Origin of the sequence: Nocardioides sp. NPDC057772, from assembly GCF_042798075.1 — a bacterium.
Classification (GTDB): domain Bacteria; phylum Actinomycetota; class Actinomycetes; order Propionibacteriales; family Nocardioidaceae; genus Nocardioides.
The window spans coordinates 57,361-75,469 of the sequence record NZ_JBHVKN010000001.1; the positions used below are offsets into that span (position 1 = coordinate 57,361).

The 18,109-nt window shown below is 68.6% G+C and carries 16 protein-coding genes; 9 read left to right on the plus strand and 7 right to left on the minus strand.

Going from position 1 to position 18,109, the window contains the following annotated elements; all coding sequences use genetic code 11:
• Positions 1-55 precede the first annotated feature (55 nt).
• From hflX to ACFVJS_RS00310, 3 genes are all read left to right on the plus strand, one after another.
• Positions 56-1,540, plus strand: coding sequence for a GTPase HflX (gene hflX, locus ACFVJS_RS00300; RefSeq protein WP_378876240.1), 1,485 nt, complete (start codon positions 56-58; stop codon positions 1,538-1,540).
• Between the two features lie 97 nt (positions 1,541-1,637).
• Positions 1,638-2,405, plus strand: a complete 768-nt coding sequence (locus tag ACFVJS_RS00305; RefSeq protein ID WP_378876243.1) for an SGNH/GDSL hydrolase family protein — start codon at positions 1,638-1,640, stop codon at positions 2,403-2,405.
• A 10-nt stretch (positions 2,406-2,415) separates the two neighbouring features.
• Entirely contained in the window at positions 2,416-4,410 is a 1,995-nt protein-coding gene (locus ACFVJS_RS00310; RefSeq protein WP_378876245.1) for an ATP-dependent DNA helicase, read from the plus strand.
• Between the two features lie 121 nt (positions 4,411-4,531).
• Here ACFVJS_RS00310 and ACFVJS_RS00315 read toward each other — a convergent pair whose 3' ends face one another.
• From ACFVJS_RS00315 to lexA, 3 genes are all read right to left on the minus strand, one after another.
• The gene (locus ACFVJS_RS00315; protein WP_378876247.1) at positions 4,532-6,088 is read right to left on the minus strand and encodes an MXAN_6640 family putative metalloprotease; all 1,557 of its coding nucleotides are present in this window, start codon (positions 6,086-6,088) and stop codon (positions 4,532-4,534) included.
• A 74-nt stretch (positions 6,089-6,162) separates the two neighbouring features.
• The gene (locus ACFVJS_RS00320; protein WP_378876249.1) at positions 6,163-7,863 is read right to left on the minus strand and encodes an alkaline phosphatase D family protein; all 1,701 of its coding nucleotides are present in this window, start codon (positions 7,861-7,863) and stop codon (positions 6,163-6,165) included.
• 97 nt (positions 7,864-7,960) lie between these two features.
• Positions 7,961-8,725 carry a transcriptional repressor LexA gene (gene lexA / locus ACFVJS_RS00325; protein WP_378876251.1) on the minus strand — a complete coding sequence of 255 codons (765 nt, stop codon included), beginning with the start codon at positions 8,723-8,725 and terminating at the stop codon, positions 7,961-7,963.
• 180 nt (positions 8,726-8,905) lie between these two features.
• On the opposite strand from lexA, the gene ACFVJS_RS00330 reads away from it, so the two are divergent.
• On the plus strand, positions 8,906-9,298 hold the full coding sequence (locus ACFVJS_RS00330) for a LysM peptidoglycan-binding domain-containing protein (protein WP_378876254.1): 393 nt from the start codon (positions 8,906-8,908) through the stop codon (positions 9,296-9,298).
• 117 nt (positions 9,299-9,415) lie between these two features.
• Here ACFVJS_RS00330 and ACFVJS_RS00335 read toward each other — a convergent pair whose 3' ends face one another.
• Positions 9,416-10,321, minus strand: coding sequence for a hypothetical protein (locus ACFVJS_RS00335; RefSeq protein WP_378876256.1), 906 nt, complete (start codon positions 10,319-10,321; stop codon positions 9,416-9,418).
• Positions 10,322-10,719: 398 nt separating this feature from the next.
• Here ACFVJS_RS00335 and nrdR point away from each other — a divergent pair, with 398 nt between their 5' ends.
• Complete coding sequence (gene nrdR, locus ACFVJS_RS00340) at positions 10,720-11,220, plus strand: transcriptional regulator NrdR (RefSeq protein WP_378876258.1); 501 nt, start codon at positions 10,720-10,722, stop codon at positions 11,218-11,220.
• A 189-nt stretch (positions 11,221-11,409) separates the two neighbouring features.
• The gene (locus ACFVJS_RS00345) at positions 11,410-14,352 is read left to right on the plus strand and encodes a vitamin B12-dependent ribonucleotide reductase (protein ID WP_378876263.1); all 2,943 of its coding nucleotides are present in this window, start codon (positions 11,410-11,412) and stop codon (positions 14,350-14,352) included.
• 593 nt (positions 14,353-14,945) lie between these two features.
• Here the strand turns inward: ACFVJS_RS00345 and ACFVJS_RS00350 are convergent.
• Together ACFVJS_RS00350 and ACFVJS_RS00355 are read right to left on the minus strand one after the other, a co-directional pair.
• Positions 14,946-15,116, minus strand: a complete 171-nt coding sequence (locus ACFVJS_RS00350) for a hypothetical protein (protein WP_378876265.1) — start codon at positions 15,114-15,116, stop codon at positions 14,946-14,948.
• Positions 15,117-15,150: 34 nt separating this feature from the next.
• The gene (locus ACFVJS_RS00355) at positions 15,151-15,555 is read right to left on the minus strand and encodes a carboxymuconolactone decarboxylase family protein (protein WP_378876267.1); all 405 of its coding nucleotides are present in this window, start codon (positions 15,553-15,555) and stop codon (positions 15,151-15,153) included.
• A gap of 129 nt (positions 15,556-15,684) precedes the next feature.
• Between ACFVJS_RS00355 and ACFVJS_RS00360 the strand changes: the two genes are divergently transcribed.
• The 3 genes from ACFVJS_RS00360 to ACFVJS_RS00370 all read left to right on the plus strand — a co-directional run bounded on the left by ACFVJS_RS00360 (position 15,685) and on the right by ACFVJS_RS00370 (position 17,594).
• Positions 15,685-16,104: a DUF302 domain-containing protein gene (locus tag ACFVJS_RS00360; protein WP_378876269.1), complete on the plus strand. Its 420-nt coding sequence runs from the start codon at positions 15,685-15,687 to the stop codon at positions 16,102-16,104.
• The gene (locus ACFVJS_RS00365; protein ID WP_045546765.1) at positions 16,088-16,348 is read left to right on the plus strand and encodes a metal-sensitive transcriptional regulator; all 261 of its coding nucleotides are present in this window, start codon (positions 16,088-16,090) and stop codon (positions 16,346-16,348) included. Before ACFVJS_RS00360 ends, ACFVJS_RS00365 begins: the two co-directional genes overlap by 17 nt.
• Before the next feature lie 103 nt (positions 16,349-16,451).
• Entirely contained in the window at positions 16,452-17,594 is a 1,143-nt protein-coding gene (locus ACFVJS_RS00370) for a hypothetical protein (RefSeq protein WP_378876272.1), read from the plus strand.
• 63 nt (positions 17,595-17,657) lie between these two features.
• Here the strand turns inward: ACFVJS_RS00370 and ACFVJS_RS00375 are convergent, their stop codons facing one another.
• The gene (locus ACFVJS_RS00375; RefSeq protein ID WP_378876274.1) at positions 17,658-18,095 is read right to left on the minus strand and encodes a hypothetical protein; all 438 of its coding nucleotides are present in this window, start codon (positions 18,093-18,095) and stop codon (positions 17,658-17,660) included.
• Positions 18,096-18,109: the final 14 nt, after the last annotated feature.

Genomic DNA, 18,109 nt, shown 5'->3' on the forward strand with positions numbered 1-18,109 from the left:
GCTGCTGGATAAGCATTGTCCCCCGGGTGGTGCGGCGCCGTACCCTTGTTGGTATATGACGAACAACGCACACGATTTCTCACTCGCTGACGAGCTCGAGGCCACCGAGGACTGGGACGCGCTCGAGGACGGCTTCGAGTCGGGCTACGCCGACGAGGATCCCGAGGACACCGACCCGACCGTCGGTGCGATGGAGCTCGCCGAGCGGCACGCGCTCAAGCGCGTCGCCAGCCTGCGCACCGAGCTCGAAGACATCACCGAGGTCGAGTACCGGCAGCTGCGCCTGGAGCGAGTGGTGCTCGTGGGCGTGTGGGCCGGCGGCACCCAGACGGACGCGGAGAACTCCCTCGCCGAGCTCGCGCTGCTGGCCGAGACTGCCGGCTCCGAGGTCCTCGAGGCGATCTACCAGCGTCGCCAGGCGCCCGACCCCGCGACCTACATCGGTCGCGGCAAGGTCGAGGCGCTCAAGGAGATCGTCGCCGCCACCGGCGCCGACACCGTGATCGCCGACGGCGAGCTCGCTCCCTCGCAGCTGCGAAACCTGGAGGACCGCACCGGGGTCAAGGTCGTGGACCGGACTGCGCTGATCCTCGACATCTTCGCCCAGCACGCCAAGTCCCGCGAGGGTCAGGCGCAGGTGGAGCTCGCCCAGCTCAACTACATGAAGCAGCGGCTTCGTGGTTGGGGTGGCAACCTGTCCCGCCAGGCCGGTGGCCGGGTCGCCGGTGGTGCCGGTATCGGTGGCCGTGGTCCCGGTGAGACCAAGATCGAGACCGACCGTCGTCGGATCAACACCAAGATCGCCAAGCTCAACCGCGAGCTGAAGGCGATGAAGGGCACCCGCGACACCAAGCGGGCCGACCGCAAGCGCCACCAGATCCCCGCCGTGGCGATCGCCGGCTACACCAACGCCGGCAAGTCGTCGCTGCTCAACCGGCTCACCGGAGCCGGGGTGCTCGTCGAGGACGCCCTCTTCGCGACCCTGGACCCGACCACGCGGCGTACGACCACCGACGACGGGCGGGTCTACACGATGTCCGACACCGTCGGCTTCGTACGCCACCTGCCCCACCAGCTCGTCGAGGCCTTCCGCTCGACGTTGGAGGAGGTCGCCGACGCCGACCTGGTCGTGCACGTGGTCGACGGTTCCCACCCCGACCCCGAGGGCCAGCTGGCCGCGGTGCGTGAGGTCTTCGCCGAGATCGGTGCCGGTGACGTGCCGGAGCTCGTCGTGATCAACAAGTCCGACATCGCCGACCCGCTGGTGATCAGCCGGCTGCTCCGCGCCGAGCCTCACTCGGTCGCGGTCTCGGCCAAGACCGGCGAGGGCATCGAGGAGGCCATCAAGGCCGTCGAGAACGACCTGCCGCGTCCGGGCGTCGAGTTCTCCGCACTGGTTCCTTACGAGCGGGGCGACCTGGTCAACCGGATCCATCAGCACGGCGAGATCGACCATCTCGAGCACACCCCCGAAGGCACCGTCGTCAAGGGCCGCGCCAACGCGGACCTGGCCGGCGAGCTGGCGGCGTACTCCGCATGATCGCGAGCGCTGATCCGGGTCGCTGATCCAGCGCCCGTTTCGGCGTTTCGACATGGGCGATGCCGGACTCGTCCCTCACACTTGGGACGGTCGGTCGATGGAGAGGGCACGGATGCGCACAGAGGTACGTCCTGCGGCGCGCGCCAGGATCGTGGGCGCGCTGGCCGGTGCTGCCCTGGTGGCGACGCTGGCCGGCTGTGCCGCCGAGGACGACGGCGCGCTTCCGGGGCAGGAGGGGAGCCAGGGGACCGAGGTGACCCAGGACCTGTGCACCCGCCTGGCTGCTGAGTCCGTGACCAGGGCTGCCGTGGTGACCGGCGCCGGCGAGCGGGTCGTCGTGATCGGCGACTCCTGGGCCTCGGGCTTCGGGCTCGACGACCCCGGACTCTCCTGGCCGCGCTATCTCGACGGCGAGGTGCGGGTCTCCGGCTTCGGCGGCACCGGCTACTCCCACGAGCTGATGGAGCGGTGCGGCCCGATCTCGTTCCCCGAGCGCGTTCCCGACGCGGTGGCGCAAGGGGCCGACCTGGTCGTGCTCGAGGGCGGCATCAACGACTCCAAGAGCGACCTCGACGACGTCGAGAAGGGCTTCCGGGCCACCCTCGAGGAGCTGAAGGGCTACGAGGTCGTCGTGCTCAGCGCACCCAAGGTGAACTCCCGTGCCAAGGCGATCCGGGCCGTCAACAAGATGATGCGGCGGGTCTCGGCGGAGTACGGAGTGACCTACATCAACGTCTTCGATCTCGAGCTGCCCATGCTGGAGGACAACACCCATCTGACCGTCGCGGGCCACATGCAGTTCGGGGAGATCGTCGCCCGCCGGATCGCGGAGAGCCGATCGGAGACTGTCCCCGCGCACGGCTAAGGTTGCCCGAGTGACCGCAACCGACACCGCCTCCCAGACGCCCGTACGTGAAGCCCTGGCGGACGCTGTCGCGACCCTCGGCGGGGCCACCCGCGAGGGTCAGGTGATGATGGCCGACGCGGTCGCGCAGGCGCTGGCCGACGAGGAGCACCTGCTGGTCGAGGCCGGCACCGGCACCGGGAAGTCGCTGGCCTACCTGGTCCCGTCGCTGCTCCACGACAGCCGGGTCGTGGTCGCCACCGCGACCCTGGCGCTGCAGCACCAGCTCGTCGAGCGCGACCTGCCGCGCCTGGTCAAGGCGATCGGCTCGCGACCCGGTGTGGACGCGTCCTACGCCGTCCTCAAGGGCCGCTCCAACTACGCCTGCCTCCACCGGGTGCGCGAGGGCGCCCCCGACGACCAGGGCACCTTGGTCGACGTCCCGCTGGGCCCGATGGCCGAGAAGGTCCTCGAGCTGCGCAGCTGGGCCGAGAAGGAGGCGGAGAAGGGCGGCAGCGGAGAGCGTGACTCGGCGCCTCGTCACACCGACCGTGAGTGGCGGCAGGTCTCGGTCAACCACCGCGACTGCCTCGGCGCGGCCAAGTGCCCCTTCGGCGAGGAGTGCTTCGTCGAGGTCGCCCGCGACAAGGCACAGAAGAGCCACCTCATCGTCACCAACCACTCGCTGCTCGCGATCGACGCGATCGAGGGCGTGCCGATGATCCCGGAGTACGACGCCGTGGTGATCGACGAGGCCCACGAGCTCGTCGCCCGGGTGACCCAGGCGGCGACCGACGAGCTGACCGCCGCCGAGGTGGAGCGAGCCGCCCGACGGGCTCAGAAGCACGTCGAGGGCTCCGAGGCCGACGACCTGGCCGACGCGGCCGACGCGCTGAGGGCCGCGGTCAACGAGACCTCGCCCGGCCGGTTCGTGACGATCCCGGAGGTCGTCTCCGACGCCCTCGTGCTGGTGCGCGACGCGGCCCGGTCCGCGCTCTCCGCGCTCCCCAAGCCGAAGGACTCCGACAGCGCCGACCCCGGGTTCCAGCAGGCCAAGGGTGGCCTGCAGGAGGTCTTCGCCACCGCCGAGCGGATGGCCGCCGCCTCCGAGCACGACGTGATCTGGCTCAACGAGGGCAGCGACCGGATCCCGCCACGGCTCTGCGTCGCGCCGCTGCAGGTCTGGGCACAGATGCGCGAGAAGCTCCTGCGCGAGAAGACCGTGGTCTTCGCCTCGGCGACGCTCAAGCTCGGCGGCGACTTCGGCCCGGTGGCCGGATCCCTCGGGCTCAAGTCGGAGGAGCGCACCGAGCCGGGCGCCGGGGCGCAGCGTACCGAGGATGTGCTGCCGTGGGTGGGCCTCGATGTCGGCAGCCCGTTCGACTACGGCCGACAGGGGATCCTCTACGTCGCCCGCCACCTGCCTCCTCCCGGGCGCGACGGCATGGGCGCCAAGACCCTCGACGAGATCGTCGACCTGGTCGACGCCGCCGACGGGCGTACGCTCGGGCTCTTCTCGTCCCGGAGGGCCGCCGAGGCGGCCGCGGAGGTGGTCCGCAAGAAGCTTCCTCACCTGACCACGCTGGCCCAGGGAGACGCGCAGCTGCCCGAGCTCGCCGCGCAGTTCGTCGCCGATCCCCACACGGTGCTCTTCGGCACCCTGTCGCTGTGGCAGGGCATCGATGTTCCCGGAGACACCTGCCAGCTCGTGATCATCGACCGGATCCCGTTCCCGCGGCCTGACGACCCGCTGATGTCGGCCCGCCAGCAGGCCGCCGACAAGGCCGGCGGCAACGGATTCATGCAGGTCGCCGCCACCCACGCCGCGCTGCTCATGGCGCAGGGCGCCGGCCGGCTGATCCGCACCACCACCGACCGTGGGGTTGTGGCCGTGCTCGACCCGCGCCTGGCGACCGCCCGCTACGGCGGCTTCCTCAAGGCGAGCCTGCCGCCGATGTGGGCCACCACCGACCCGGCCATCGTGCGGCAGGCGCTGAAGCGTCTCTCCGAGTCGGCATCCGCCTGAACGACCAGCGGGTGAGACGCTCGGTGTGACTTGACGGGCAGTTCGTGGGCTTGTCGGGTGTTTCAGTGCCCGTCAAGCCCAGGGATACCCGGTCGACCGGGTATCCCAGGGCCTCAGCCGCTCAGCGGTAGGTCTTGGCCCACCAGCGGTGGGTGGCCTTGTCGGGCGAGGCGATGCCGTGGCAGGAGAACGCCGTGCCCTGGCCGCACTTGAAGTTGCTGCTCGCGTTGGCGAAGGTGACCTCGACCTTGCGGATCCGCTTGGACGAGAAACCCTCGATGGTCTTGGTCGCGATGCCCTGGCTGTTGGGCTTGAGGTAGTAGACGCCACGGGTGCCATCGGTGCGGAAGACGCTGACCACGGCGGCGTTGGCGCTGGGCCGGGCCACGTCGACCTTCACCCGGAGCTTCCAGCCCCTGCCGACGTTCTTCGGGACCAGGCGCTGGGAGGCGTAGGTGAGGTGCTTGAGGGTGAACTGACCGTCGACCGTCTGTCGCTTGGCGGGCAGCGCGGTGCGGCCGTCGTAGACCGGCGGGTAGTAGGCGCCGCCCTCGCTGTAGCTCTTCGAGGGCGCCAGGTTGGCGGCGGCGAAGCGGGTGTACTGCAGCTTCAGCGTGGTGCCGCGGGCGGCGAGCGCCTGGCGGATGGCGGTCGTGGAGTAGGTCGAGGGGGCTCGGTTCCAGACGCTGAGGACCACCTCGGGCAGGTCGCCGCGCTCCTTGGCGAAGCGCTCGGAGAGGTAACGGAAGAAGATCCAGTTGCCGTAGATGCCGAGGTTGGAGGCGCTGGAGTTGTCCAGCGGCTTGCGCTGGTCCTCGAGCTGGCCGTAGGCCAGGTACTGCCGGTTGTCGTTGATGCTGTCGTAGACCTCGTCCTCGACCCAGGTCGCGGTCGACTCCATCATCCAGCGGTCCTCGCCGGCGTCGTAGGCGAACTGGACCGCGTGGAAGTATTCGTGGGCGGCCGTGACGCGGAGGTTCTCGGTGGGCGTGTTGATCGTGCCGTACTCGCTGGTGGCGTAGTCGTTGTCGAGGACGCAGTAGGCCGTCGCGGCGGTCTTGGAGACCTTCGTCTCGGGCGCGCAGTAGCCGTAGTAGCCCTCGTCGTAGAGGTTCTCCAGGTAGATGTCGACCTTGCCCGGGGTGACCGCCTTGTCGGCCGCAGGCTTGCGGTAGCCCGCCTTGACGTAGACGTTGTGGACCTTGGTGACCACGTCACGGACCTGGGTCGCGTACGTCGCCGAGGCCTTGTCGCCACCCTTGCCCGGCGTGTAGTGGACGCAGACGACGTCGCTGCAGGTCTGGGTCGCGGCGCGCGGGCGGGCGAGCAGCTCGCGCGCGGCCGCCTTGTTGGAGCCGTCCAGGGCGTCCTTGGCGTTCCACAGGTCGGTCAGCGCGATGGTCGCGTCGGGCCGGCCGGCGACGTGTCGACCCGGCACGAACTGCCGGACCCCGCGCACCGACTGGTTGCGCTTGATCTTCTTGGCCTCGGCGAGCGCCTCCCGGGCCTCCTTCTCCGTCACCGGCTGCTCGACGCTGGTGTCACCGCCGGTCCTCACCGAGGTCGCCGGGGTCGATCCGGTTGCGGGCATGGTGGCGGCGAAGGTGGCCACGACCATGCCTGCGATCACGGCGAAGGAGCGTTGTTTGCGGGTGATCCGGCGGGCAATGTTTCGCATGAGATACCAGACGTTGGGGAAGGCAGACCAGGGCAGTCTAAGCGCACAGGACCGCTGTGTCCGGGGGACACGGCCTACACGGGCTCCGTGACGTGGTGGAGCCGGTTGCTTCCGGTCGCGGTGGCGTACGACCTGGTCCAGGTGGCCGGAGTGTTGGGGTCGCGGCGCTCGCCGATGACGTACCAGTCCATCTGCGCGCGGTTGCGGGTCACGTCGAGCACCGAGAAGCCGTGGTCGTCGAAGTTGAGGTAGCGGACGTGGCGGTTGGCGGTCCGGATGATGTTCTCGACCGTCACGCTGACCGTGCGACGCGGTGCCCCCAGGATGTCCTTGAGGTTGTTCGACGTCACCGAGGTGGCGACGAACTCGACGCCGGCCGTCTTGCCCAGCGGGTAGACGGCGGAGTCGTACGGCAGGTCGCAGGCCCACGCCGAGTGGATGTCGCCGGTGACGAAGACCGTGTCCGTGATCGCGTTGTTGCGGATGTGCTCGAAGAGCTCGGTGCGGTCCGCGGTGTAGCCGTCCCACTGGTCGACGTTGTAGGCGATGCCGTTGTCGGGCAGCAGCCCGGTGACGTCGTTGACCGGGCTGATGAGGCTCTTCGGGAGGGCGCCGAAGGTGACCGGCGCGATCATCACCGGGTTGCCGACGATCTTCCACTGGGCGTCGGTGAGCAGACCCTGCTTGAGCCACTCCAGCTGCTCGTCGCCGGTGATCGTACGGTCGGGGTCGTCGACGCCGGCCAGATCGGTTCGGGCGACCTGCTCGGAGCGGTAGGAGCGCAGGTCGAGCATGCTCAGCTCGAGGAGCGTGCCGAAGCGGAGCCGGCGGTAGATCCGGTCGTGGAGGTGGCCGTCGGTCTCGACCGCGGCGGTCCCGTCGACGCGCAGCGGCATCCACTCGTCGTAGGCCTGGTTGGCGTTGGTCTTGCGCTCGATCCAGTCGTACTCGCCCGGCTCGTTGTTCTCCGCGCCGAGCAGCCAGGCGTCGTTGGCCGACTCGTGGTCGTCCCAGGTGACGATCCAGGGCAGGTGGGCGTGGGCGTCGGCGAGGTCGACGTCGCGCTTGTACTGCGCGTGCCGGATCCGGTAGTCGGCCAGGGTGCGCATCTCGTGGGCCGGCTCGTGCGGTCGGACGTCGTCGTTGTTCATGCCGTTGCCGTACTCACCGGGGGCGTACTCGTAGAGGTAGTCACCCAGGTGGAGGATCGCGTGCAGGTCGTCGCGGGCGGCGAGGTGGCGGTAGGCGGCGAACCAGCCGGCCTGGAGGTTGGAGCAGGAGACGACCCCGAAACGTACGTTCTCCGGGGTCGCGTCGGCGGCCGGGGCTGTGCGGGTGCGGCCGACGCGGCTGGTCTGGCCGTTGTAGGTGAAGCGGTAGAAGTACCAGGTCTCGGGGGCGAGGCCGGTGACGTCCAGCTTCACGGTGTGGTCACGATCGGGGCCGGTCTGCTGCGAGCCCTTCGCGGTGATGCGGCTGAAATCGGCGGTGGGCGACATCTCCCAGCGGACCAGGATCTCCTCGCCCAGGCCGGACCCGGGTGTCGCCTCGGACGTGGGCGTGACCCGGGTCCAGATGACCACGCGGTCCGGGAGCGGGTCTCCGGACGCGACGCCGTGCTGGAAGTGGTTCAGCGTGGTGCCGGCGGCCTCGGCGGGTGCCGGGAGTGCCACGACTCCGGCTCCTGCCGAGGCGGCCAGTCCGGCGACGATGAGGGTGCGGCGATCGATCTGCGTCTGGGTCGTGCTGCTGTGGGTCGTGCTGCTGTGGGTCACGCTGTATGGAACGACGCAGCCGCCGGCACTGTCATGGGCCGGCGGCTGGATTTCACGCAGTGTTCCCGGGTTGGTTCCGGGAGATGTGGCGGCGGACTCAGAGGCTGCGCAGGACCGCCGTCACCTTGCCGAGGATCGTGGCGTGGGTGCCGTCGATCGGCTCGTACGCCGCGTTGTGCGGCAGCAGCCAGACCTTGCCGTCCTTGCGGGAGAGGGTCTTGACCGTCGCCTCGCCGTCGATCAGCGCGGCCACGATCTCGCCGTTCTCCGCGGTGGGCTGCTGGCGCACGACCACGAAGTCGCCGTCGCAGATGGCGGCGTCGACCATCGAGTCACCGGAGACCGAGAGCAGGAAGAGGTCGCCGTTGCCCACCAACTGCTTGGGCAGCGGGAAGACGTCCTCGACGCTCTGCTGGCTCGAGGTCTCCTCGGCGAGGATCGGGCCACCGGCCGCGATTCGGCCGACCAGGGGAACCATGGTGGCGTCGGGGTTGGGGTTGACGGCGGCCTCGGCGGTGATCTCCGTCTCGGGCTCCTCGCCGGACATCGCCTTGCGGTGGGCCATCACCTCGGGGAGGAAGACCTCGAGGGCGCGGGGTCGCTTCGGGTCCTTGCGGATCAGACCACGCTGCTCCAGCGCGCGCAGCTGGTGGGCGACGCTGCTCGTGCTGGTCAGGCCGACCGCGGCGCCGATCTCGCGCATGCTGGGCGGGTAGCCGCGCTGCTCGATGCTGTCGCGCAGGTGAGCGAGGATGCGCTGCTGACGTGGCGTGAGCCCGGTCGCGTCCGGCGGCCCGTCGGGGAGCTCGCGGACGCGGCTCTTCGAACCGCCTGATCCGGTGCCTGTCTTCTGCGTGGTCATGTCATCACATTAGTCCCTCTGGCACCACGACATCAAACATCTGTTCGATCTCGTGAACGGCGCGTGTCGGCGTTCGAAAATTCTTGCGGTCGCTACTTGCGTTGTTCGAACACGTGATCTACCTTCGAACATGTGCTCGATCGAACACGTGATCGAGAGACTTGTGAACTGGAGGCCGTGATGAGTGCAACCGTCTATGTGCTGCCCGTAGCCGAACCGCCCCGACCGGTGCGGGAGGTGCGTCGTTCGACCGTGCGGCTCACCCGTCGCGGACGGATCGTGGTGTTCGCGTTCGCGCTCGTCGTGCTCTTCGGGATCGCGCTCATCGGGGCGCGGGTGGCCTTCGCGGTGGAGGGTGGTTCCGATGCTGATGCCGGATTTCGTGGCCCCGCCCCCGCCGCCCACACGATGGTCGTCGGCGATGGCGACACGCTCTGGGGCATCTCCGCGAAGGCCGTCGCCGGCACTGACGCTTCGATTCGGGAGATGGAGCAGACGATCAAGGAGCTCAACAGCCTCGAGTCCTCGATGCTCGTGTCCGGTCAGACCCTGATCATTCCGACCGCGCCGTAAGCGGCGCCGTACAGATGTCCGGCTGCTCCTTCGACCCTGGCAGCCGGCAACCGGGGAAAAGTGAGAGTGCTGCAGACGATGGGAAGCGTCTGCGGCACTCTCGCTGTCTGGCGGTCGTCAGTGACGCCCGCGATAGGGGGTGTCCGGCTCGGCCGGCGGCCACTGCTTGTTGCGGGCGCTGTGCCGGGGAGGCCACTCGTCGTCAGGCTGGGCGGCGGGCGGGTCCTGTGGCTGCCGCTGGGTGGGCATCGCCTGGGTCGCTGCGGGGTCCTGCGTCAGCCGAGCCCTCGAGCCGGTCTGGCCGTAGCTGGTCGGGGCCTGGTAGGCGCCGGACTGATACTGCGGCGAGCCGGCCTGCTGGATGGGGTAGCTGTCCGTGCCGTAGCCCTGCGAGCCGTACGTCTGAGGGGTCGCGGGCGTCGGGGTGGACGTCGGGGTCGGCGGGCTCGTGTAGTAGGGCGGAGGGGCCTGCGGCGACGCTGCCGGCGGCTGGTAGGTCGGGGCACCGTAGGCGGACCGGCTTCCGGTGTTGCCGAAGTCCGGGGAGGTGCTGGTGTAGCCGTAGGGAGCCTGGGAGCCGGTGTCGGTGTAGGCCGAACGGCTGCCGGTGTCGCCGTAGGCAGACTGGCTCCCGGTGTCGGAGCTGTGCCGGCCGTAGGAGCCGGTGTCCTCGTAGCCGTAGGAACCGGTGCCGTAGTAGTCCTGCTCCGGGTAGGCCTGCTCCGAGTACATCTGGTCGCCATAGGGCTGGTCGGGGTAGTCCTGCTCCTCGACGTAGGCGTTGGAGTGGCTTCCGGCGTAGTCGTCGGCGGGCGGCGGGGTGGGGGGGCCGGAGAGGGCCCGCCAGGCCTTTCCGGCGAAGGTGAAGGTCAGGAAGAGGCAGGCGACGGCCACGACGGCCGCGATGGCGAGCTTCGCCCAGGCGCCGGAATCGCCTCCCCGTGCGTCGGCCCCGAAACCGACGGCGACCCACACCAGCACTCCCCAGATGACGAGGAATGCCAGCGTCGCGATCGCAGGCAAGATGAACGGTGGCCGGGGACCGCTTCTGGGGCGCGTGCCTCTCCGCGACCCGACGCGATTTCCTCCGGAGATGTTTGTCACGGGGTCATTCTTACCCATCCGACCCAGCGTGGCGCCGTCGAACCGGAATCTTTCGGCGTTTGGTCGGCGACACGCCGGACACGCGGGGAAGGACGACCCTCGCTTGCATCGTCTGGGGGCCGGGCGTACGGTTACCACTACATCTAGTAGTTACACCGCTGTAGTTATCCACATCTAGTTCACACAAATGGGTGGATGGCCCACAGCGACGAGGGTGTTGTTCCACAGGGGCTCACGCTCAATTCCACAGGTTCCACAGGCTCGGGCCGCCGCGGAGACGGCCTGGATCCACAAGGCTTCATGAGAGGGGCTCGACCGTGCACTGTCCGTTCTGCCGACACAGCGACACCAAGGTGCTCGACTCCCGTGTGGCCGAGGACGGTGGCCAGATCCGGCGTCGCCGGGTCTGCCAGGAATGTGGGAGGCGGTTCACGACCGTCGAGCAGATGCAGCTGATGGTGGCCAAGCGCTCCGGCGCAGCGGAGCCGTTCAGTCGCGACAAGGCGGTGCACGGCGTACGCAAGGCCTGCAAGGGCCGCCCGGTCACCGAGGACCAGCTCGCCTGCCTCGGCCAGGAGGTCGAGCAGGCGCTGCGGAGCCAGGGGTTGGCCGAGGTCCCCAGCCACGAGGTGGGGCTGGCGATCCTCGCGCCGCTGCGCGAGCTCGACGAGGTGGCCTATCTGCGCTTCGCGAGCGTCTACCGGGCCTTCGGCTCGGCGGACGACTTCGAGCGTGAGATCCAGATGCTGCGTACGGAACGGGAAGTCCAGGACTTCGAGGCAGAACATCCGGTCGAGGCTCCGGTGGGCCGCGACTAGATCCCACGGCCATTCACAGCGAGATGGCACACAGACCGGCCCGGGCAGGCCGTGGGGAAGCGACCTGTCCGGGCCATCCAGCAAGACAACAGCACGACGCACGAAGCCCGAACGGGCGCTACAGGAGACTCCACCATCAGCACCGACCAGCAGTACGGCACAGCGATCGATGACAACAGGGGGAACGAAATGACAGACACGGCAGCAGAGGCACAGGCATCGTCGAAGACGGGCGCCGGGCTGAAGATCGAGCGCATCTTCAGCACCGAGGGCGTCCACCCCTACGACGAGATCACCTGGGAGCGGCGCGACGTCGTCCAGAAGAACTGGAAGACCGGCGAGACCGTCTTCGAGCAGACCGGCGTGGAGTTCCCCGACTTCTGGTCGATCAACGCCTCGACGATCGTGACCACCAAGTACTTCCGCGGTGCCCTCGGCACCGACAAGCGCGAGCAGAGCCTGAAGCAGCTCATCGACCGCGTCGTCAACACCTACGTCGCCTCCGGCAAGGAGAACGGCTACTTCGCCTCCGAGGCCGACGCCGACCTCTTCGGTCGCGAGCTGACCTGGCTGCTGGTCAACCAGCACTTCGCCTTCAACTCGCCGGTCTGGTTCAACGTCGGCACCGAGTCCCCCCAGCAGGTCTCGGCCTGTTTCATCCTCTCGGTCGACGACTCCATGGACTCGATCCTGAACTGGTACAAGGAGGAGGGCCTGATCTTCAAGGGCGGCTCCGGTGCCGGTCTCAACCTCTCCCGCATCCGCTCCTCCAAGGAGCTGCTGAAGTCCTCCGGCGGCACCGCCTCCGGCCCGGTCTCCTTCATGCGCGGCGCCGACGCGTCCGCGGGCACCATCAAGTCCGGTGGCGCCACCCGTCGCGCCGCCAAGATGGTCGTGCTCGACGTCGACCACCCCGACATCGAGGAGTTCGTCGAGACGAAGGCGCGCGAGGAGGACAAGATCCGCGCGCTGCGCGACGCCGGCTTCGACATGGACCTGGGCGGCAAGGACATCTCGTCCGTGCAGTACCAGAACGCCAACAACTCGGTGCGTGTCTCCGACGAGTTCATGCGCGCGGTCGAGGAGGGCAAGAAGTTCGGTCTCCGGGCGCGTACGACCGGTGAGGTCATCGAGGAGATCGACGCCCGCGAGCTGTTCCGCAAGATCTCGGTCGCCGCGTGGGAGTGTGCCGACCCGGGTCTGCAGTACGACGACACCATCAACGACTGGCACACCAACCCGGAGACGGGCCGGATCACCGGCTCCAACCCGTGCTCGGAGTACATGTCGCTGGACAACTCCTCCTGCAACCTGGCGTCGCTGAACCTGCTGAAGTTCCTCAAGGACGACGACACCTTCGACGCGGTCCGCTTCCAGCAGGCCTGCGAGATCGTCTTCACCGCGATGGACATCTCCATCTGCTTCGCCGACTTCCCGACCGAGGCGATCGGCGAGACCACCCGCGACTACCGCCAGCTCGGCATCGGCTACGCCAACCTCGGCGCCCTGCTGATGGCGATGGGTCTCGGCTACGACTCCGAGGGTGGCCGCACCATGGCCGCCGCCATCACCTCGCTGATGACCGGTGCCGGCTACAAGCGCTCGGCCGAGCTGGCCGGCGTCGTCGGTCCGTACGCCGGCTACGCCCGCAACGCCGAGGCCCACCAGCGGGTCATGCGCAAGCACCAGGCCGCCAACGACGCGGTCCGCTCGATCAACCCGGTCGACCGCAACATCATCGACGCGGCGACGAAGGTGTGGAGCGACGTCGTCGAGATCGGCAAGGTCAACGGCTTCCGCAACGCCCAGGCCTCGCTGCTCGCGCCGACCGGCACCATCGGCTTCATGATGGACTGCGACACCACCGGCATCGAGCCCGACTTCTCGCTGGTCAAGTTCAAGAAGCTCGTCGGTGGCGGCTCGATGCAGATCGTCAACCAGGTGATCCCGCGGGCCCTGAAGAAGCTGGGCTACCAGCCCGAGCAGATCGAGGCGATCGTCGCCTACATCGCCGAGCACGGCCACGTCGTCGACGCCCCGGGCCTGCGCCAGGAGCACTACGAGGTCTTCGACACCGCGATGGGCAAGCGCGCGCTGCAGCCGATGGGCCACGTACGCATGATGGCGGCGACCCAGCCGTTCCTCTCGGGTGCGATCTCCAAGACCGTCAACCTGCCCGAGACGGCGACCGTCGAGGACATCGAGCAGGTCTACATGGAGTCGTGGAAGCTGGGTCTGAAGGCCACCGCGATCTACCGCGACAACTGCAAGGTCGGCCAGCCGTTGGCCGACGGCAAGTCGGAGAACGCCAAGAAGGACCAGGGTCTCTCCACCGCCGCTGCTCCGGAGGTTCCGGCCGCCGAGGTCGAGCCCGAGGTCGTCGAGAAGATCATCGAGAAGATCGTCTACGCGCCGACCCGCAAGCGCCTGCCGAAGTCCCGCGTCTCGCGCACCACCTCCTTCACGGTCGGTGGCGCCGAGGGCTACATGACCTCCGGTGCGCACGCCGACGGCGAGCTCGGTGAGGTCTTCCTCAAGCTCGGCAAGCAGGGCTCGACCCTGGCCGGTGTCATGGACGCCTTCTCCATCGCGGTGTCCGTCGGCCTTCAGTACGGCGTTCCGCTCGAGACGTACGTCTCCAAGTTCACCAACCTGAAGTTCGAGCCCGCCGGCCTGACCGACGACCCGGACGTACGCATGGCGCAGTCGCTCATGGACTACGTCTTCCGCCGCCTGGCGCTGGACTACATGTCCTTCGAGGACCGTGCGGCGCTCGGCATCTACTCCGCCGAGGAGCGTCAGCGCTACCTCGAGACCGGCTCCTACGAGCAGCTCGGCAACGGCACCACCGCCGCCGAGCTCGTCGAGAAGCCGGCTCCGGAGCGCAAGGTGGAGGCGAAGACCGAGGTCGTCGAGGCCGACGTCAAGGACGAGGCTCCCGCTGAGGCTCCGGCCGAGGCCGCTGCCGCATCGGAGGCCCCCAAGGCCGCCCACACCACCGCCGAGCTGCTCGAGTCGATCAGCGGCATGGCCATCGACAGCCCGCTCTGCTTCACCTGCGGCACCAAGATGCGCCCCGCCGGCTCCTGCTACGTCTGCGAGGGCTGCGGCTCGACCTCCGGTTGCAGCTGAGCTCTGAATGACTGAGTCCGGTCCCGCATCCACTCCTGGGTGCGGGACCGGACTCATTTGTCGGCTCTAGATTGCTGGGATGAGCGCCGCTGCCGGATCCGACCTACGTGAGCTTCTCGATGTCGTCCAGGCGGTGGACCGGGACGCGGAGCGCGAGCACGGTGCCGCGGCAGTGCTCACGAACCTCGATGCCTATAGGGGCTCCAAGAATCTGCACGTGCACGTCCACAGCGGCGGGCGTCGAGATCCCGGGTGACCCGGCGTCGTCGCCGCGCCGCAGCTCGAGTGCGACGGCTCGCCCAGTGCTGCCGGCTCGGCGTAGTGCACCGCCACCCAGGCGTGGCGGCGCCAGGTGAGATGGCCGGTGTAGGTGACGTCTACGCCGCGATGGACTGTCTGCACGTCACGGCGTCTGACCGCGTGACGGATGTCGTCCGGTGTGTATCCGCCGAAGACGGGCTGCTTTCTGGTCGCCACGTCGTCCCGTAGTCCCAGCGCACGGGCAACCCAGCTCGCCGCGTCCAGGTCATGCGCGCCGAGCTGTGGATCGGCGAGAGTGCTCACCCTGAGCACGATAGGCGGGACGCCGACTATCAGTGGCCGAGGATGCGGGCGAGCCAGGTGCCGTTGGGGTCTTTGGGGTCGGCGGAGTGCCCGGGGCACCAGCGGCCGGAGGGTACGGAGGCCTTGACCTGGGCGACATGGCGGCCGCAGCCGGCCCAGGTGGTCTTGCCGCACTTCTTGCAACGTACGGAGCGACACATCGTTCGATTCCTGTTCTGTGGTTCTGGTGGGTGCTCAGGCGGGCGGTTCGCCGGCGTCGAGGGCGTCGACGAACTCGCAGAACGCGTCGAAGGCCCGTGCACCGTGGATGGTGGCGGGGCCGCCGTGCATGAGGAAGGTGACGCCGATGGCCTCGGCCGCTTCCTGAGGGCTCGCGCCGGCCCGGGCGGCGGCCTGTCCATGGGAGGCGATGCAGCCGTCGCAGCCCTCGACCACGCCGATGGCGAACGCGATCAGCTCTTTGGTCTTGCGGTCGAGCGCCCCGTCGGCGAAGGCGGCCTTGGAGAGCCCGCTCCACCCCTTGTACACGTCGGGGATGGCGCGGCGTAGCTCCTGGTGGAGCGGTCCGAGCTCCCGCAGGACGCTCTTGCCGTGGGGCGACTCGGCGTGGAGCGAGTCGGTGTCGGTCGTCGTGGTCATGGCGGGTCCTTCCTGCTGCGGTGGGTGTGGCGACATCTCGGATCTATAACCCCCCAGGGGGTTACGATATCGAAGGTAGCATAACCCCCCGGGGGGTTATAGAATCGCTGGGACCGAACGGAGACTTTGATGACCGGCTTCACTCTGAGCGCGACCGTGCCCACGTCGTACGCGGAGACCTTGGCGCGCGTACGAGACCTCCTCGGCGACGCCGGGTTCGGCGTCCTCACCGAGATCGACCTGACCGCCACCCTGCGAGCCAAGCTCGGCGTCGAGATTCCGCAGCAGGTGATTCTCGGTGCCTGCATGCCTCAGCTCGCGCATCGCGCGCTCGAGGCCGACCCGCGGATCGCGACGATGCTGCCGTGCAACGTCGTGGTCGCCGCCGAGGGTGAGGAGACCCGGGTCGAGATCTTCGACCCGGCCGCGATGACCTCGTTCAGTGCCGACGCCGGCATTGCCGAGGTTGCGGCGGATGCGCGGCAGCGCCTCGCTGGCATGCTGGATGCACTTACCGGAAAGAAGGACGACGATGCAGCTCGAGCCTGACGAGATCAAGGCCATCATCACCCGACTCAAGCGCGCCAACGGACACCTCGCCTCGGTGATCCGCATGCTCGAGGAAGGCTCGGAGTGCGAGGATGCGCTCACTCAGCTGGCGGCCGTCAACAAGGCCGTCAGTCGTGGCGGCTACGCGCTGGTCGCCACAGGGCTGGAGAAGTGCCTCGCAGAAGGTGGTCGCGACAGCGTCGACACCAAGAAGATGGAGAAGCTCTTCCTCGCGCTGGCCTGAGCGCCGTGCCGGTTGCCGTCCACAGGCAGGTCTCGGGATCGACTTGTCCACAGCCTCGCGGATGACGGTGGCGGCGCAGCGGGATCGGGGGTCTGCTGGGGGCATGTCCAAACGAAAGAAGCACGAGAGGTCACCACGGCCACCGAGCAGGTCCGGGGATCCGCGGCGGCGGTCGTTCGCCGAGAAGGTCGTCGACAGTCCGTACTGGCCGGCGATGTTCGCTGTGATCGATGCCGAAGCTCGCGGGGATGCCAAGGCGGCGTTGGAGATCGTCCATCGGGCCGGCAACCAGCTCGACGGCGAGCAGTTCTGGCATCCGCTGCGGATCGAGCGACTCGAGCAGATGTGGATGCTCGGTGCCACGATGCCGCGATGGGCTCACTCACGATGGATCGTCTCCCAGGCGATGCAGGGCACACAGCCGCGCAACAAGTGGAGGATGTCCAAGGCGATTCAGGTCGCGATGGAGGTGCGCGGCGGCCCCGATCCTCTTCGCGACCGGGAGGACGACCGGATCCAGATCATGGATCGCGACTGGGTCTATCGCCAGACGTTCCTCTACGAGCTGGGCGGGCTCGAGGCGTTCTTGCGTCACAACGCCTCCGGCGATCTCATCGCCGGGGCCGACCGGATCTGGGAGTGGGCGCGGGCGTCGATGCGCGGCGTACGCCTTCTGGAGCGGGAGCCGAGACATCTTCTGTGGGAGGACCCGGAGACCGGAGAGCAGGTGCGGACGATCAACATCGGAGCCGGGATGCTCGTCGAGGAGGGCGAGTGTGCGATCGGCCGGATCGTGCCGTTGGAGAGCGGGGCGATGTTCGAGACGGCGCCGTTGCGGGTGTCGGACGAGGTGGCATACGCGGTGGCTGACGAGCCCGACAGATGGACCGAGGTGCTGCGGGAGGCGTGTGCGCAGGGCCCGGGTGAGATCTGGATACGGCGGGGGCTGAGGGACTACGGGCTGCTCACCGACATCCCTCACGCTTTGGTCAACCTCGCCATGGATGCGGGGCTGCACGCGTTTCATCACCCCGATGACGAAGAGCTCGCCGAGCTGTTCACGCACCCCGCCGACTACCCAGCCTGCCTCGCCGCCTGGCTGGTCCGCCCGGCGTCGATCAGGGCGCTGCGCGCCGGGCTGCCCCCTGAGGGCCGGGCCGCGCTCCTCGGATTCGCGGACTTCGTCCGTGAGCCGGCGGCGAGCCTCATCCGCGACCTGGTCGACCACCACGAGGAGGCTGCCTGACACTCCGCAGACGGCAACGCCGGGTACAAGACGCAGAACCTGTTCTGCAGCGAGACCGATGGGCTAGCGATCCCGTTTGAGCGTGAGAGTCGCGAAGTCGGCGCCGAGGATGCGGAAGGCGTCGACGAGGAGGCCGGCGACGAGCTCTGCCTCAGGCTGCGGCGCGGTCCGCCAGTAGTGCGGTTGAGACGGTGCCGGGGCGATCGGGTCGGTCTCGTCGGGTGTCAGCCAGCCGGCCGCGCGAAGCGCCTCGTGCTGCTCGGCCGAGGCCTCCCAGGCGCCACCGATGTGCCGCGTACCTGCGAACTCGGCGTAGAGCGCCTCGTCGACGCACAGCACCTGACCCCAGCGAAACGGGGCGACGGGCTTCGACCTGAACCGGGCCAGGAAGCCGGTCGGTTCCGGCGCCGGTGGTTGGGGCTCGCCGATGATCACGAACTCCTGCTGTCCGAGATCGGCGAGCTCGGAGGTGATCCGTTGCTGCCACTGCGTCGCGTCCACCCGACCATCCAACC

Coding starts and splice junctions, on each gene's coding strand:
- ACFVJS_RS00345 (WP_378876263.1), top strand. CDS start 11,410: ATGACAGACACGGCAGCAGAGGCACAGGCATCGTCGAAGACGGGCGCC.
- ACFVJS_RS00305 (WP_378876243.1), top strand. CDS start 1,638: ATGGAGAGGGCACGGATGCGCACAGAGGTACGTCCTGCGGCGCGCGCC.
- lexA (WP_378876251.1), bottom strand. CDS start 8,725: ATGACCACGCAGAAGACAGGCACCGGATCAGGCGGTTCGAAGAGCCGC.
- ACFVJS_RS00330 (WP_378876254.1), top strand. CDS start 8,906: ATGAGTGCAACCGTCTATGTGCTGCCCGTAGCCGAACCGCCCCGACCG.
- ACFVJS_RS00360 (WP_378876269.1), top strand. CDS start 15,685: ATGACCGGCTTCACTCTGAGCGCGACCGTGCCCACGTCGTACGCGGAG.
- ACFVJS_RS00370 (WP_378876272.1), top strand. CDS start 16,452: ATGTCCAAACGAAAGAAGCACGAGAGGTCACCACGGCCACCGAGCAGG.
- hflX (WP_378876240.1), top strand. CDS start 56: ATGACGAACAACGCACACGATTTCTCACTCGCTGACGAGCTCGAGGCC.
- ACFVJS_RS00355 (WP_378876267.1), bottom strand. CDS start 15,555: ATGACCACGACGACCGACACCGACTCGCTCCACGCCGAGTCGCCCCAC.
- ACFVJS_RS00315 (WP_378876247.1), bottom strand. CDS start 6,088: ATGCGAAACATTGCCCGCCGGATCACCCGCAAACAACGCTCCTTCGCC.
- ACFVJS_RS00365 (WP_045546765.1), top strand. CDS start 16,088: ATGCAGCTCGAGCCTGACGAGATCAAGGCCATCATCACCCGACTCAAG.
- ACFVJS_RS00350 (WP_378876265.1), bottom strand. CDS start 15,116: ATGTGTCGCTCCGTACGTTGCAAGAAGTGCGGCAAGACCACCTGGGCC.